Raw genomic sequence first — 16,532 nt, 5'->3', positions numbered from 1 at the left:
ATACCTTTCTACCACTAAGATATCTTAATATATACAAAGAAAGAAGAACTTATATAAGCCCTTCTTTCCATAAATAGTTTCTTTACTCCATCTAATTTATTTTATCACGATAATTAAATTCACTATTACACAAATGCACCCCAACCATCTGTATATCCACCAAACTCTTCACCCAGTTTATTCAATTCCTTTTGCATCTCTACGATATCCTCATAAATTAAGAACATTTCTTTAGAACAAGTACATGTCCAATCTTCAAATTCTTCATTATAATCTAATTCACAATTTAAGCCCAGCTCTTGTAGTCTGCCAATTATTTTTTCTCCATTACCTTGATCAGGAATTGCAATAAAGAAATCTACTATATGTTTTTCATTAAAATCTATACCTTGCTTGTATAACATATTTAATACTTGTCCATCTTCATCTTTTGGGAATTTCATTATTTCTCCCCTTTTCTATAGCATATAATAAACCTTCATTTGGAACAAAAAATATTCCATTACTTAAAGTCCTCTTTACCCGTTATTTTTAAGTTTTTTCCATTCTGTATACCTAATATCGATCACTTCTTTTAATTTAAAGTAATTTTCCCAAGTATCTTGCACTTGATATAATGTATCACACTCTAAAAATACATCATCATAATCATCTAAATATAAACCTTTTTCAAAATCAAAATAATCTATTGCAAATTGATTCCCTTCATCATTTAACATGTCATCGCTTAAAACCCCATCCCAGAACATATAAACTTGAGTCCCAGTCATTTTTCTAAGCTTAAATTTATTAATTTCCTCTTCGGTCTCTTCTAAAAATTCATCACTAAATAAATTATTATCAATAATCCAACCTAAGAACATTCCAGTATGTACAAATGCTTGCTCCATCGGTAATTCTTGTGGGAAATCTCCTTCATAATGATATTTAGCTTTATCGTAAATTATTGTTTGGAACAAGATTCTCACTCCTATTTCACATAATATAATTGAGCTCAAATAAATAATTCTTTGATACACTTTTTAAAAAGGTAAGTTGACTAGACTCTGTGGGGTTTTTGCTTCCAAAGGCTAAGTCTATCGCTACTGCTCAAGGTTACAGTGCACCATCATCACTCGCAGGCACTATCTCAAACCGGCTAAAATTCGATATGGGCTTTCCAGTATTATAAAACCTGTAAATAAAAACCCCTATAAGTTACATTCGAAGTTTGTATCTAATCATAAAAACGTCAAATGTTTCCTTCTAGGGGCTACTAATATTTATGATTAATAGAAAATCTAGAGTTTAATGTTTTTCCAACCAGAAAAACCAGATATAAACAATTAACCCCACTATAATCACGAAAATGAATAACTAACCTTGTTTATCCTAGATTCATATTAGAAAGAAAGTTTTCAAATAACTCCAATTCAAATTTATCCCTCGTCTTTAAATACTCTCTCTTTTTCTCAATGATTTGTTCTAACATTTCTTCTTTATTTAATAACAAGGCTAATCCAATAGCATTTTGTGCTCGAGTCCCATCAAATATTGTCCCTATTAATCCAGCCTCATCATCATCTCTTACACATAAATCAAATACATTTTCCATATCTACATACTTATCAATATATGGAATGAAATACTGTTTAACCTCTTTTAATATATCTATGGTAACAGGAAAAATATCGGTTTCCTTTTCAACACGCCACCTTTTTTGCTCTCTATAGACTAAATTCCCTAAATCAACTCCAATTGTATAGGTCTCCTTTTTCTCTCTAATTGTTAAACCGTCAGCCCATTGATTTTTCATATTTTCTAATTCGTCAAACCGAATTCCCACATCCACCGTCACATGAAAATCTTCTGGGTGATTGATAAAGGCTAAATGTATACCGATTTTTCCTTTATCAAATTTTTTCACCAGGTCTTGTTGTGTAATCCTAATCTTATAACCGTTTTCTTTTAACTCTTCACCTAGACCTTGCAGTAGCTTTAATTTTAATTCTTTTTTGTTCATATAATTCCTTCCGTTCTCTATTTTGATTTATCCCACGAGGATTAGATACATGTCCTATCCTATATATAAAGAAAAAAGAGCCTATATTCGCTCTTCCTTCATATACACATTTAACAAATGCATCTTTCTAACCACTAACTTTTCTGGTGATATATTAATAGCCTCTAAAAGCAAACTGAATATACAAGTATGTACCAACACCATAAATAACAAAAGCAACTATAGTAATTAGCCAATTTTCACGAGTTTTTTGTACATACTTCGAACATGCCCAAAAAAGAAGTAAAATAATTAATTGAATTGCAGTCACTTTTGAGACAGCAATTATAGTAGTTTCCGTAACAAATACTACCCATGTCCCGAACAACATCCGAATACAAAAAATAATCGCCCCAATACGTGTTTCAGTATATTGTTTATTTATATTTATAAAAAATATATCTTGCAACATAACAGTTAATGTTAATACAACTACTAAAGCCAAGATAGAAATGAATTCTAAAAATTCTATAAGCACTTTTAGTCTCCCTTTTGACATCATTTTATTATAATTTTCATTAAAGATTCTTACTATCATGTAACTAGGTCTACAAATACCCTCTCATTATCTATACAGTTTTCGCATACATAATATGAAAATAACAGCTAAGAGCATAAATAATAAGTGCAATCATTGTAATATACCACTTTCCTCTGTACTTCTTTACACACTGCATAAGCCCCCAAAGGAAAAGTAATATAATTGATTGAATCACTAAAATATTTAGCGTCCCTAACAGAGTAGCTGTCATAGGGTAAATGATCCATATACTCACCAATGAACGTATAGCCATGACCGTAGCAAAGATTCTCCTATAATGAGACAGTCTTATACTACCTATGCAGTACTCTTGTAAAAATACGATAGATGCTACTAGCATATTTAAAACCAAAATTAATAAATATCCAAAAAACTCTATCAACTCTAAATTCTCCTTCATAAATTTATTTACGATTTCCTATCGCATCAAAAGTTAACAATTCACTCCGAAGTTTTATAAGTTACTTTTTCAAAAATACTAGCTAATATTCCAATAATCATCAAAGAGATTATTATTCATACATTCATTTTATTACTGAAGGACGACCTATTTAAAAATCCAATTTTTTAGCGGACTTGAAATAGTCTTGAAATTTATCATCGATGTCCTCATCTTTACTAAAAAAAAGCGTTACATACGAATCCCAACAAACAATTTCAAGTTTTGCTTGAGGATGCTGAATATTTGGACTTGGTACCCAGAGCCCTTCGTTTCCATTTGCATAGGGCTCTACAAGCAAATTATGAATATCAATGTTTATAGACTTATCAAACGCAGATAGTACGCCCCAAATAAATTGAGGATTATATTTCTTTACGAGATCTGAGAGATCTTCACCTGCTATTTAGACTCTTCGCTTTTATTTTAAATTAGACCTCAATAAATTAATCTATTTAAATTTATTCATAGTGAGCTGCCGCCAATAACACCTGTGCAATAAAGCCCCATGATATATTTTTAGGCATCTCTTCACCTCTGTTTTGGTAGGATCCCTCACAATCATTTACCCATGCTTCCATTGATTCTAAGTAATCCTCTAATGTTATATTCTCCCACTCATCCTGATTTTCTTTGAAATCTTTTTGAAGATGAAACAAAAACTCTAATAATTTTTCTTTTGAATCTACATCACTAATTAACTCATAAACATCCATATCATTACTCCTTCCACATGCCCCTTATTTAGGGACTACATTCATTTCATTCCATCTCTAAATTCTTCCTGCACCGTCTTAAATTCTTGCTCATATTTCCTTATTTTTTCAGCATCTATCTTCGAATTAAGGAAAGGTCTTTTTCTACCAATCATCATAATATCTTTTCCTTCTGTGGACTCCATACGTACATATGGTTTAAAAAATTCACATTCTGTATTTTGTAATACTACCGATAATTTAGCGTATTCTTCCATAGGGAATTGATTAGATACATTTAATTTCTTAAGTCTTTTCAAATTCATTAATGGCTCTAAAGAACGATCTTGAACTTTAATATTCATTAAAGTTAACTCATTTAATTCTACTAAATCACCGATTGGATCTAATGTTTTTACATTAAGAGTTTTCATTATTGCTCCTCCCAAAAAAAGACCTTCTAACTTCTTTCCATCTTTTATTGGCGATAAATCTTCTAATTTAGAGAAACCTTGTATTAATAGATAAGAAAGGTTGTTATTATAACTCAAATCCCATAAATCTGTATTCTTAGGATTCCAACCTAAATATACTCTTCTTAAATTAGACATTTTTTGTAGTTTCGATAAATTCTCCACCCTCATTTCATCGATATAGAGTATCTCTGGATTAACATACTCCATAATTTTCAATTCTCCTAATAGTTCTATATTCTTTGTTTTACCGCTAATAGCTAACTCTTGTACATCTTCATTTATTCCAGCCAAATCTTTAAGAATGCGTGGCTGTTCACCTATTGGAAACATTAAATTCTCTCCTTCACAGACTATTTACATCCAACATCACTTCATTCTTTCCTGAAGGGAAAAACTAACAATTGTTAAAAGTGCACTATCATATTGGACCTTTTCGAATGTAAAATCCATAATACACCTTCTTTTCTCTCAAGGTCATAATTATTTTATTCCCATTTCATCTTACTATTTTCATTTAATACTTCGATATGAGTATCTACTATATCCCCTCTTTCATATCAAAAACTTGTAAAATGTCTTGCTCTAACTTTATTGCATTAAAGTCCGACGTAGCCTTTTCTCCTAACAGTCTAATAGATTGAACAATATTTTCAATTATCAATATTTTCCTCGTAGCATAATCTGCAGATAAAAATGTCTCATAGTCAATCCTTAATCGAAAGTCTGCTACTTTACTCTTCTTTTTAAAAAGCTTTCTTTCTTTAAAGAAACCCGCAGCTTCATATTCCGGAGTTATGTTAACTACTATAGGAATTATAGCTATTTCTTCTACTTCGCTACCATAATTATTACTATTTAATTTTTCAAGGTCACTACCAATTTCTGAAATTATATTTATAAATCCCTCAGCAATTTCCCCTTCTAATTCACCACTCAAAAAAAACCTCATAATCACTCATCCTTTTCAATTATTACTTTTATTTAGCGGGGAACGCTTTCCATCTGTTTCATATAATGGATTGATGGTGCCACTCTTTCTCCTACCTTATATATCTTTTTATAGGGATATGCTTTTAAATTTTACGTAGAATATATCTTTCAGGTGGGCCGCTCCCCTGCTCAGCTTGAAAATATAATAATTTATTCGATATGCATGAAATTAAACAAGGTAAACCACACCAAATAACTTTTTCTATTGCACATTTTAATTCCATAAAACTCCCATCAATTTCACTAATAAGGGGCATTACGTAACAAGAATCCTTTGCTCCATATTTTTTTAATTGCGTTGATATTCCTTCAGCATACACCATATTTTTGGGGATAGATTCAAAATACATAGAATTTAAGATAGTATCATGGTTATGCGCCAAACGCCCTAATGCCTTCACTCTTTTTTTAGGTGAAGTTAGTTCAAAAATAATTCTATCCTGGATTTTTTTTTGAAAAAAACTCCTAACTATGAGTTCTTCATATTCTTTATCCATGTATCTTTTATCCTCCTATATTCTTAAAGTCACCTTTTCTGAAAAATATAAGTGGTGTGACATATATATATTAATTAACTTTGGACATCTCCAGTATCTCCTTGCGCTAAAAAAATCATTTAATTACATCTTATTATTTTCATGTTGCACAAATATCAAAATTATTACTAGCAATTGTTAAAAGCGCACCATCATATTGGATAAATGCACACGCCGATGATGGAACTAATTCGATTTGTGGTACAACACATTCTCCCATTAAACACTTCATCAATTTACTTTGATTTATTTCCTCTAGTTTAATACCAACGCTATTTCCTAAACTGATAATAGCAAAAGTATTTTCTATACTTACACCATAAAAATACTTGATTATATATGATACTTCTGTCCTTGGGATAGAATCAAAAACAAAGAAAATGTTCCTTCTTCCCGAATCAAAAACTGTGTAGGAAATGTTTTTAGACTCTATTTCTTCTTTCACATTTTTTTCCTCAGATTTATCTACATGTACAATAAACTGATTAATCCTCTCTTGAACAAGTAAACTTAAATTATCAACATTACGATTATAATCATCAAATAAATCTGTTTCATAAATATCAGTTACATTACTAATACGGTATATATTTGCATCTTCAATACGTTGAACCTTTTCGAATGTAAACTCCATAATACACCTTCTTTTCTCTCAAAGTCATATTTATCCCTATTCCATCCTACTATTCTCATTTAATAATATTAAGTTTATCTATTCCTATTTGTTTTTATAAATCAATAATAATTTAATTCTCCTCACAGAGAATCCGCTTTTCACCTTATAATACGCTACTTGTAGAGTATGCATACCATTCCCTTTTCCATATCTGTTTCGTATAACGGATTAATGTTGTCTCCATTAAAATCAAAATTCTGAATTATAGCCATTTAAATCCCTAGCTTCTTTAAAGTAATTTCTAAATTTATCATCAATATTTATATCGTTACTTAATAACAACATTAAACTGGAATCCCAACAAACAATTTCAAGTTTTGCTTGAGGGTGCTGAATATTTGGACTTGGTACCCAGAGCCCTTCGTTTCCATTTGCATAGGGCTCTACAAGCAAATTATTAATATCAATGTTTATAGACTTATCAAACGCAGATAGTACGCCCCAAATAAATTGAGGATTATATTTCTTTACGAGATTTGAAAGATCTTCACCTGCTATCCAAACTATTGGATGCGACATTTTAGGATAATCTCGGATAAGTTTCTCTTCCTGATGTGCGACAATCTCCATGTCTGTTATAAGCCAATTAAACTCTTTTTCCCTACCTTGAAATGAGTCAAAAACGGAAGGCAAAACTGTATGTTTAGATCCATGTAAAATGAAGTTCATTCAATCCCTCCAATTAGTAACAATCGATAAGTTAGCCTTCTTGAACTTATTATGTGTAGATAATTAAACAAATACCAATGAATACTGTTACTATACACAATATAATAGTTGTTGCAGTATCTAGCAAAATGCTTACGGCTAAGAAAATTATTGATTTAAGAGCAAAAGAAGGTCCTTTTTCTTTCCATTGCCGATAGATTTGTATCATTGCATAAATTAATGGAATCATACCACCTATAATCAGAATAATCCCTATTATTTTCTCCATGTTTCCTCTCCTTTTAAAGATTCGAATCAATAAATATACTATATAATCATACGCCCTCAGAATATATCCTTATATTTTTGGAGTTATTCTACACATGCAAAACTCTCTAATCATAGCTACGCTCGTATTAAGCGCATTGTTAAAAATTATATAATCTTTCATTCTGTAATTAACGGAACTTTCCATCAGATGTACGATTGCCATTCGCATCATATGTTAATGATTCATTTCCGAATTTGACAAGCTGATTTCCATCATTGAATGTTGCCGCTATAGATTTTGTTTCTTTTCCATTCTCTACAACTTTCACACTTGTACGGTTTCCAAATCCATCATATGTGTATGATTTAGTTGTTCCGTTTGGTAATGCTTCATTTAATAGTTGGTTGATCGGGTCATATACAAAGTTTGTTTCCGTTACTTTTCCGCCCGCACCTTCATGTTTAATCTTCGTACGGTTACCCGCTTGGTCATATTCATATCGTTCAGAAAGAAGAATACTGTTTGATGTACCTACTACTAAATCTTTAATTTTGTTCGCATGGTCATAGTTAAAGGTAGAACCTGAACCATTTCCGGCTGTATACGTACGAACATTTCCTTGATCATCATAGTCAAATCGATACGTTTGAGAACCGTCTGTTACACTTATACAGAAAATGCACCTCTAACTGTTATTTTTGTCTAACAATTAGAGATGCACTTCCAAATTTAATCTGTCTTCCTCTACTAGTCTTTTCTATCTACTTTTCTTCACTTTTCTATATCAATTCATACATCTTGAATATTTAACTAAATACTTTATAGTAAATTAAATTCACCTTCACTAGGATAAATCTGTACATAATCTTCCTCATCGTTTACATAGGCAATCTTCACACCATCTAACAACTGCTGATTTTCTAATTCATTTAGAATTGTTTTCAACGCTTTATCAACGTCAATTACAAAGTTAAATATGTTAATTGTCCCGCTACCAATATCTCCACCGTCGCAATGGCCATTTCCAGACCATCCCAATGCTTCATCCATAATCTCTTGAACTTGTTGTCGTTTTTCCAACGCTGCTTCCAACTGATTGTCTTTATAATGATATTGTAAAACAAATTCTATCAATTCTTCCTCATCGAGTTCCTTATAACCATCCGCCAAATGTTCATCTGCTAACTCTTTCATTTCTTTTTCAACACGTTGAAATGGATACAGTTCTATTTCATACATTTCACCTGTATCACCAACACAGCCGCAATGTACAATTAAAGTTTTCTTATCTTCTTCCCATACTTCCCAGTACAACATTTTATCTATGCCTTGCTTAATTAGTTTAATCAAATGTATACCCTCTCTCTATATTTATAATTAACTGCATAATGTTTCGCCTCAAGTTCTGCAATAATTGCTCCTGTTAAATTTTTATTTTCTCTTCCAAAATAATTTTGTTATTAAACATGAATTTCTTCTTTCCAACTACTAGATTTAGATTGAACTACTATTAGATTTTCACTTTCCCATTTTAATGTACCCAAAAATCTTGCATACACCATTTCATTTCCTACCTCTTCCACCAATAGTTGATCTCGAATCTTTAATCCCTTTTCATCATACACTTCACATCGTAGTTGGAAACCTTTAACACGATGAATTCCTTTTAATATCGCTATCTTCTTACGGCTTGGGCTTTTCTTAGGTGTCTTCCCAACTAAAAATATTCCTTCATAGTTTTGCTTCACAATTTCATCTAAAGATTCCTCTATATACCCTTTAACAACAGATGATGAAAGAGTAGAGTTTTCTTCAAGTCCAGGGACAACATATTGGCGTACTAATTTGCAAAACTCTTTGTATTTCTCTTCAACTGAATTTAATGCTAAAAAGTCCATAAAATCATATGGAACATATATACGAATTTCACCCAAAGCTCTATTCACTTCATATGAAATATCAGTGTTTTCGTTAGCTAAACAAAAGACAGTTACTTTTTCAATCTCTCTTAATCCCATCTCAAACTCGCTAACTTTCTTTGAGAAAATTAGCTCAAAAATTCTAATTTCATGTACAAGCAAATAATGTTTTTTAGGACGTTTTTTTTTCCAATCGTAAAACTTTACTTCAAGCAATATAATTCACTCCTTTAAATTTATCACCATGGCATCGGGGACCTATGATACTTTCTATCAAACGTCACTCCCCTTTTACCTATTCTATTTACATGTCCCTGTTCCCATTTATATGCTTTTGCTCTGGTCATATTTTTCTTCACAACACGCGTGTAATGTTTTTGACCGTATTTAGCTGTCCATTTATTTGCTTGGCTTGTGGCCCTAGGAGATGTACCGGCTTTTGTTATACGAGAATTACTAATCCCTACTTTTACTACATGCTTTTTCCCTTTATCTTTTATATATATCTCATAACCATGATTATTTCTTTTACTTGACAGGGAATTCCCATGCCCCTTAGGCCTCTTAGCTTTCTTAGCAACCTTAGCAACTTTTGTAACTTTCTTATACGTCTTATAAGCTTTATATCCTCTATAAAGAAGTACACCACCTACAATAACTGGATGATTTCCATCCGCATCTACTTTCATTACTGGATTGTTATGAGCATATGTATAAGCATTTTGAGTAATTGGATCATCTTCATCCCCTGGATCTGGATCAACTGAAATAAATATACCGTGATCTGGATGATAGTATCTCGCCATTAAATAATAGATGCCTATTTCTTTATCATACATGTATCCCGCATATCCAAACGGATTATCTGCTGCAATACCTTTTGTATCACTCTTTAATACATTACCCCATGCATCGTATTCATAGTTTGCTACAACCTCTTTATTTTGGTCCGTCATCGCAATGACATCACCACGTGGATTATAGTGATAATATAATGTTTGTTCATTTGATTTCATCGCTAAGCGTACACCATCTGCTGAATACACATAATGACGAAGAACTTTTCCACTTCCATCTGTTTCATATAATGGATTAATACTATCTCCATCATAGAAGTAACGTGTTACTTTTCCATCTATATTCTTTTCAATACGACGATCATCATCATCATATTTGTATGTTGCGAATGCATTGCTCTCACCTTGTTTTGTGATCGCTACAAGTTGGTCATCTTCATTCCATGTATACTTATACTTCCCATCAGATGTACGATTTCCATTCGCATCATACGTTAACGATTCGTTTCCGAATTTTACAAGCTGATTTCCGTCATTAAAGGTTGCCGCTATAGACTTTGTTTCTTTTCCATTCTCTACAACTTTAACACTTGTACGGTTTCCAAATCCATCATATGTGTAAGATTTACTTGTTCCGTTTGGCAATGCTTCATTTAATAGTTGGTTAATCGGGTCATATACAAAGTTTGTCTCTGTTACTTTTCCGCCCGTACCTTCATGCTTAATTTTCGTACGGTTACCGGCTTGATCGTATTCATATCGTTCTGATAAAAGAATACTATTTGATGTACCTACTACTAAATCTTTAATTTTGTTCGCATGGTCATAGTTAAAGGTAGAACCTGAACCATTCCCAGCCGTATACGTACGAACATTTCCTTGATCGTCATAATCAAATCGATACGTTTGCGAACCGTCTGTCACACGAATGTTTTGATCTAGCGTGTTGTAGTCGTACGATACTTTATTTGTATATCCACCTTGCGTTACTGTTTGTTCTTTTAGTTTTTCTGTCTTACTGTTTGCTTTATCGTGATATGCCCAGTCAATTTTTCCGCCTCGGCTATCTGTTGCGCTTGTAACGCGGTCAGCCTTGTCGTATGTTTTCGTGCGTTCTACGCCGTTGACAAGATCTTTCACTTTCGTAACTTGTCCATTTTGATCACGTTCAAATGTAAATGAATCTTTTCCGTTGCGCTTTTCGCCAACGACGCGATCTGCTGTATCATATACAGACTCTAAAATAGAACCGTTTGGCATTTTCGTTTTAATCTTGTTTGCATTTTCATCGTACGTGTTTTCAATACGACGGTTTAACGCGTCGATATACACTGTATTTTTATTATCTACATCATATTCATATTTGTGTGTTTGCGTTTTCCCACCAAACATGACAGATTTCTCTGTTGTATTTCCATTATGATCATAACGATAATTTACAGAGGTACCATTTTTTAATGTAACCTTCGTTAATAGATTATCTTTGTTGTAATCATATAGTTTTGTATTTCCTTTTTCATCGGTTTCGCTCTTTTTATTTCCGGATGCATCGTATGCGAATGTATTTTTTTGTCCTTCTTCATCATACGTCGCAACAACATTTCCATCGTTGTCGTACTCATTTTTTATAAGAGCATTTCCTTCTAATAGTCGTATATCATCAAACCAAACTTTTCCTTTATTCTCTCTTCTAAAGAGCAGATAAACTTCCATACGTTTAATTGGTTTAGTGGCAGGGATTACAACCGCACTACGATTCCAATCATTTGTCCCACTTGGGAATTTCGCTTGGAAATTTTCCCCACTACCATCTTGATAATGTACATCCGCCCAAATAGAGTAATCTCGAGAGAGTTTGTCTGGTGCAGTATTTTCTACATTTACTGATTTAGACATTCCTGTTAGCGTAATTGGTTCTGCTTTTTTCTGATTTATAGTGATATGCTTGCCATATCCTACATCTGAACCACCATATTGGCTACGCTCTAATACAATAGATGAATGTCCCGTAAAGCTCTCTTGCTGAGAAACATCTTTCGGATCACAGCTTGTTCCATCTCCTCGAATCCAACCTGGCATACAGCCATTTCCCGCCATATTTTCTAAACTACTATTTTCAATTGGGTTAAAGCTAGAAGAAACTTCACCTTTTTCTAGTTGAATCTTATCAAACCAGACAGAACCACTCGTAGCAGAACCGCCATTTTCTACTTGTAAATAGATTTTTACTTTTCTCGTTTGTTCTGTTGTTTTAAAAGTAACTTGACGGTTAACCCATTCCCTCGTTCCTTGAACTTTATTGTGACGAGTATCATGCCATCCACCATCTATACCAGCACCGTTTTCATTTAATAACTGTACATTGAAGAAACCAGCACCATTGGCTAAATCCGTTTTTATCATACCACTTAACGTATACGTTGTATTTGGTTCTAACGTTACTTCTTGAATTGCAGCAATATAGCCCCAATCATTATTCGTTGCTTTTGTTGAAATTTTAAGTGATGATTCTCCGCCCAGACCACCTGGTGCCGGTGTTGCATCTTTTATAATAGATCCAGAATTATTCGCATTTACTGGTACCCATTTTTCCGTACCATTCATTTCAAAGCTTGGATTTTGAATCAGGTTTTCTCCTGTTCCTAGTTCTTTACTTGTTTCAATTGGGTTTCCATGTTTATCATGGAAGGTGACGGACGACGTGTGTGCAGCTTGGTCAGTTTCAGATACTTCTGTATTTGCTGCTTTATAAGCAACTGTTGTTTTACGATCTTCGTTATCTGTCGCTTTTATAAGCCCGTTGTCTTTATTGTACTCAAACTTTTCTGTTCCCGTTTCATCAGTAACAGAAGTTAAATTCCCATTACCATCATAGGTCGCTGTTTCTGTTTGATTTTTAGGAGTTGTTGTTTTTACTAGGTTATTTGCATTATATTCATACGTCGTTGTTAAATTTAGACGTCCAGAATCTTCAACTGTTTTGACTGGATTTCCAGCATCGTTATACGTATAAACAGTCTTACGTCCTTTAGGATTCGTTAACGTAACTTCTTTCGCATCTGTATTATATGCTAATGTTGTAGCTTTCCCTAATGGGTCCGTTACTTTTACTAATCTATTATTCTCGTATGCATACGATGTTTTATATGGTTTTGCATCTGTATGTTGCGGGTCATAAATAGATGTTAGCAAACCATTATCATATCCATATTTATATACTTTTCCTTCTGGAGTTGTAGAAGAAACAAGTAAATCTCCATCATATTTAAATGTAATCGTCTTGCTATCTGGGCCGATTACTCTTGCTGCTTTTTTATTATTTCCATCATATTGTACGACTAACTCTTTACCAGAAGCATTCTTTACTTTTGATAAACGTGATTCCCCATCATACTCATATGTCGTCGTATTTCCATATTTATCTTTTGTATACTCGATACGCCCTTGTGCATCTCCAGATTTATAGAAAGTAACCGTTTGGTCTTTATCTTTTATTTCATATCCGCCTGATACTTGTTTAATTTCTAAATATATACCTGTAGGAGCTTGATACGTATTATCTCCCGTTCTAGTAAAAGTAATATTTGCGCCATCGGCAGAAATTAATAGTAGGTTTCCATTTCCTTCAGCCAAAATTCTTTCTTCTAATCCACTAGACCACCCTGTACCAAATAAACCTACTTTTTTACTTTGACTATTATACGTTCTTTCTACTGATACATCCGGTCCGCGCCCTGATAACGTAATATCTTTCTCACTCATAATAAAGTTACCATTTGTAGCATTTACTGTACCATTTAGTACCGGAACTGATGCCCAGTAATCAAACATCCCTATAAACCCAAAGTCTTGAGCAAATTTAGGTACAAACTCATGCGAAATTTCACTTTCAGCATGTCCGGCTTTACTATACGCTGTTACACGGAACCAATAATTTTTAAAGCCAGCATAAATTCCGCCAGAATTCTTATACACAGGTGATGGATCAACTGCTAATTCTGCACCTTTTTTATCATGATGAAGTAAATATTGGCCTTTTGCAATTTCATCTTTCGTTGGCCAAATTTTCTCATTTTGCGTTGTCCAATTTGTTTTATTTCCTACATCGAACGCTTCGTAATCTTTTCCGTTATAAATCCAAACTTTATAGCCTGCAGCCGCTGGAACTGCATCCCACTTTAATGTGACATATCCTGTTTCCTTATCTGTCGCATTAATGTAGGCCGATCCGTCTGGCTTTTTCACTTGTTCTAATGGAATAAATGGAACTATTTCATCTGAAAGTGGACTATCCCCAAACGGATACTCTGCTACAATACGAATCCAGTAGCTACTTCTTCCGCTATAATCCCCGTACGGACCTCCTGACTCGTAAGCATTTTTATATATTTGTCCTGGGTTAGTAGGCGCTTCTGCACCTTTCCCGTCATCATGTATCCAGTAACGCCCTTGTGCAATTTCTTCTGGCGTCGGGAATATCTTTTTATCTTTCGTCGTCCAGCTTGTCACATTCCCAACAGGAATATATTCATAGTCATATCCATTAAAAATGGCAACTTTATAACCTGTTGCTCCTGGAACTGCGTCCCATTGTACATTGAAGTGACCAGAACCACTCCCACTGCCATTTGAGTAAGCTTGTACTCTTGGCTTATTTGGTTTTGCGTAGGAATATTTCACTTCCAAGAATGGTGCATTCGTTCCATTTTCAGCTGCAATGAATTTCTTCCAATGGTTTTGACCATTACCATTTGCATGTAGCTTAAAGCCATTGTTTGGTCTCGCGCCTTCTACCCATGCTTTCACTGTATTCGTTACATTGAACTGGGCCCATTTTCCGCGGCCCACATCAGCGTGTGCAATGTTGTTAGAACCTGGTTTGTTATTCCAGTTTACACTTCCAACATTCCATCCACTTGTTACTTCATCTAACCAAACACCATTTGGTTGATTCGCATAATAATGCCAAACTGCATAGGCATGGAATGTTGCACTTTCAATCTTTGCACCCTTTAAGTTTGAAACATCTGGTTTAATAAATGAAAAATTAGTTCCAGATGTTCCATCATAATATCCAACTTTTAACGTATAAGCATTTTGACCTGAATCCCAAAGTTTTCCTCCTGAATAATTGACAGTTGGATACGCACTTGAAGCGTAAGCATTTTCAAAATTATCCAATTCAATTGAAGGATCTACATATACCGGATATTTTCGCTCTGGTGCTTGTAACCACTGCGGGTCTGCAGTAACAGTTAATGTATATGTTTTTTCATCTTTCTTCTCAATATTGTAGCGAACCGCATCTGACGTTACAGCCTCACCTGATTGCTGGTCCACATTGGAATCATTCATATATGGTTTCGGCAATGTGAATACTTTTTCTTTTTTCTCATCTTGGAAGTCGATTGAACCATCTTCCTGTAAGCTAGGTGTTAAATCTGTTTCTAATGCAAATGTAAAAATGTGGTGTCCTGTATACTCACGTAATACAAAATCTTCTTTTACATTTTCATTGAATGTCGTACTCTTTAAATCAATATTTGGGAAGACCCCTTTATACCATACTGTATTATTTTCATGTGTTGCGGTTACTGGCGATGGCTTTATTTCACCTTTTTCACCATTTGCACTTATTAGTTTATACTGAATAGTATGATCTTTTACTTTAAATTGAACGTACTTTCCATCTTGTGTCGCTTTCTCGAACTCTGGTTCTAATGTTGTATTTTCCGTTACAATTTTTTCATTTGGTGCTTCTACTAATTTTGGTGAAACCTCTTCTAGCTTTCCATCTTTCTCTGCATGAATCGGTTCCGTATATACCCTCTTTGTAAAAGTACCATCATTGTTATCAAAAACCTTTTCGGTTTCCGTTCTTTCTTCTACAATCTCAGTCGGACTCGCCTGTGCTTTAGCCTTATCCTTCTTTAATTGATCCGGATGTGGAGCTGGTAATTCCTGCTCCTCTTTCTTTTCCATTTCTGGACTTTGTTCTGAATTTGGAGATGGTGTAAACGGTGGTGCCGTTTCTGCCAACCCATTCAGTGGTATAGAAGTAACAATTAATGCAACTACGATAAGTTGTATTAAATACTGATACCACTTCCTTTGTTTCTTACCTTCCATAAACTCACCTCACTGAAATATTTTTAACATATATAATGTTACATATCACAATTTATATAAACTAAAGAGTAAAGTAAATACAGTTTTAAAGTTTTGAAGATTTTGTGCACAAAATACGACAATTTAATAACAATTTTTAAAATATCATTACAGATAATTAATTCTGTTATATAATTTAAGATTACAATAATCACATCTATTATTATTTACTAACGATAGAATATGAACATGATTCAACTAAACTTTTACATTCACTTTTGTTCTAGTATTCCAATGAAGCTAATACATTGAGTTTCATTGGAATAGCGTAAATGTGGGTCTTCTAATTGTAATAACTGTGTTTAAGAAAGTAAGAGAAATATCTTCATTACTAC

At 33.4% G+C, this 16,532-nt stretch carries 15 protein-coding genes and 2 pseudogenes; all 17 read right to left on the bottom strand.

The genetic code is table 11. The features are described 5' to 3' along the window. Positions 1-125 precede the first annotated feature (125 nt). Positions 126-443, bottom strand: a complete 318-nt coding sequence (locus tag ACTFRU_RS08860; protein ID WP_141402226.1) for a ribonuclease E inhibitor RraB — start codon at positions 441-443, stop codon at positions 126-128. Positions 444-518: 75 nt separating this feature from the next. Further along, complete coding sequence (locus ACTFRU_RS08855; protein WP_000487868.1) at positions 519-959, bottom strand: DUF7832 domain-containing protein; 441 nt, start codon at positions 957-959, stop codon at positions 519-521. A gap of 407 nt (positions 960-1,366) precedes the next feature. Then, entirely contained in the window at positions 1,367-2,002 is a 636-nt protein-coding gene (locus ACTFRU_RS08850) for a hypothetical protein (protein WP_098954974.1), read from the bottom strand. Between the two features lie 154 nt (positions 2,003-2,156). Next, positions 2,157-2,519, bottom strand: a complete 363-nt coding sequence (locus ACTFRU_RS08845) for a hypothetical protein (protein WP_000904358.1) — start codon at positions 2,517-2,519, stop codon at positions 2,157-2,159. Positions 2,520-2,610: 91 nt separating this feature from the next. Next, complete coding sequence (locus tag ACTFRU_RS08840) at positions 2,611-2,964, bottom strand: hypothetical protein (RefSeq protein WP_000569001.1); 354 nt, start codon at positions 2,962-2,964, stop codon at positions 2,611-2,613. A gap of 169 nt (positions 2,965-3,133) precedes the next feature. Further along, positions 3,134-3,427, bottom strand: a pseudogene (locus tag ACTFRU_RS08835) (hypothetical protein); the annotation flags it as partial. A gap of 55 nt (positions 3,428-3,482) precedes the next feature. Further along, positions 3,483-3,737, bottom strand: a complete 255-nt coding sequence (locus ACTFRU_RS08830; protein WP_000383678.1) for a DUF7660 family protein — start codon at positions 3,735-3,737, stop codon at positions 3,483-3,485. A 41-nt stretch (positions 3,738-3,778) separates the two neighbouring features. Beyond that, entirely contained in the window at positions 3,779-4,522 is a 744-nt protein-coding gene (locus tag ACTFRU_RS08825) for a leucine-rich repeat domain-containing protein (RefSeq protein WP_440037609.1), read from the bottom strand. 208 nt (positions 4,523-4,730) lie between these two features. Further along, the gene (locus ACTFRU_RS08820; RefSeq protein WP_326302913.1) at positions 4,731-5,141 is read right to left on the bottom strand and encodes an Imm44 family immunity protein; all 411 of its coding nucleotides are present in this window, start codon (positions 5,139-5,141) and stop codon (positions 4,731-4,733) included. A gap of 124 nt (positions 5,142-5,265) precedes the next feature. Beyond that, on the bottom strand, positions 5,266-5,679 hold the full coding sequence (locus tag ACTFRU_RS08815) for a hypothetical protein (RefSeq protein ID WP_440037608.1): 414 nt from the start codon (positions 5,677-5,679) through the stop codon (positions 5,266-5,268). A 139-nt stretch (positions 5,680-5,818) separates the two neighbouring features. Beyond that, positions 5,819-6,352: a hypothetical protein gene (locus tag ACTFRU_RS08810; RefSeq protein WP_044306665.1), complete on the bottom strand. Its 534-nt coding sequence runs from the start codon at positions 6,350-6,352 to the stop codon at positions 5,819-5,821. A gap of 231 nt (positions 6,353-6,583) precedes the next feature. Further along, positions 6,584-7,063: a hypothetical protein gene (locus ACTFRU_RS08805; protein WP_440037607.1), complete on the bottom strand. Its 480-nt coding sequence runs from the start codon at positions 7,061-7,063 to the stop codon at positions 6,584-6,586. Between the two features lie 49 nt (positions 7,064-7,112). Further along, a complete protein-coding gene (locus ACTFRU_RS08800) occupies positions 7,113-7,331 on the bottom strand; it encodes a hypothetical protein (protein WP_000411162.1) in 219 nt (72 codons plus the stop codon). Positions 7,332-7,503: 172 nt separating this feature from the next. Next, positions 7,504-7,983, bottom strand: a pseudogene (locus ACTFRU_RS08795) (hypothetical protein); the annotation flags it as partial. A gap of 149 nt (positions 7,984-8,132) precedes the next feature. Continuing rightward, positions 8,133-8,663 carry a hypothetical protein gene (locus ACTFRU_RS08790; RefSeq protein WP_440037606.1) on the bottom strand — a complete coding sequence of 177 codons (531 nt, stop codon included), beginning with the start codon at positions 8,661-8,663 and terminating at the stop codon, positions 8,133-8,135. Positions 8,664-8,773: 110 nt separating this feature from the next. Continuing rightward, complete coding sequence (locus ACTFRU_RS08785) at positions 8,774-9,448, bottom strand: hypothetical protein (protein WP_059304033.1); 675 nt, start codon at positions 9,446-9,448, stop codon at positions 8,774-8,776. Positions 9,449-9,471: 23 nt separating this feature from the next. Then, entirely contained in the window at positions 9,472-16,158 is a 6,687-nt protein-coding gene (locus tag ACTFRU_RS08780) for a DNRLRE domain-containing protein (RefSeq protein ID WP_242291209.1), read from the bottom strand. Positions 16,159-16,532 lie beyond the last annotated feature (374 nt).

This window comes from Bacillus cereus group sp. MYBK220-1, assembly GCF_051916445.1.
GTDB lineage: Bacteria > Bacillota > Bacilli > Bacillales > Bacillaceae_G > Bacillus_A > Bacillus_A cereus.
This window is presented reverse-complemented; position numbering and strand designations above follow the sequence as displayed.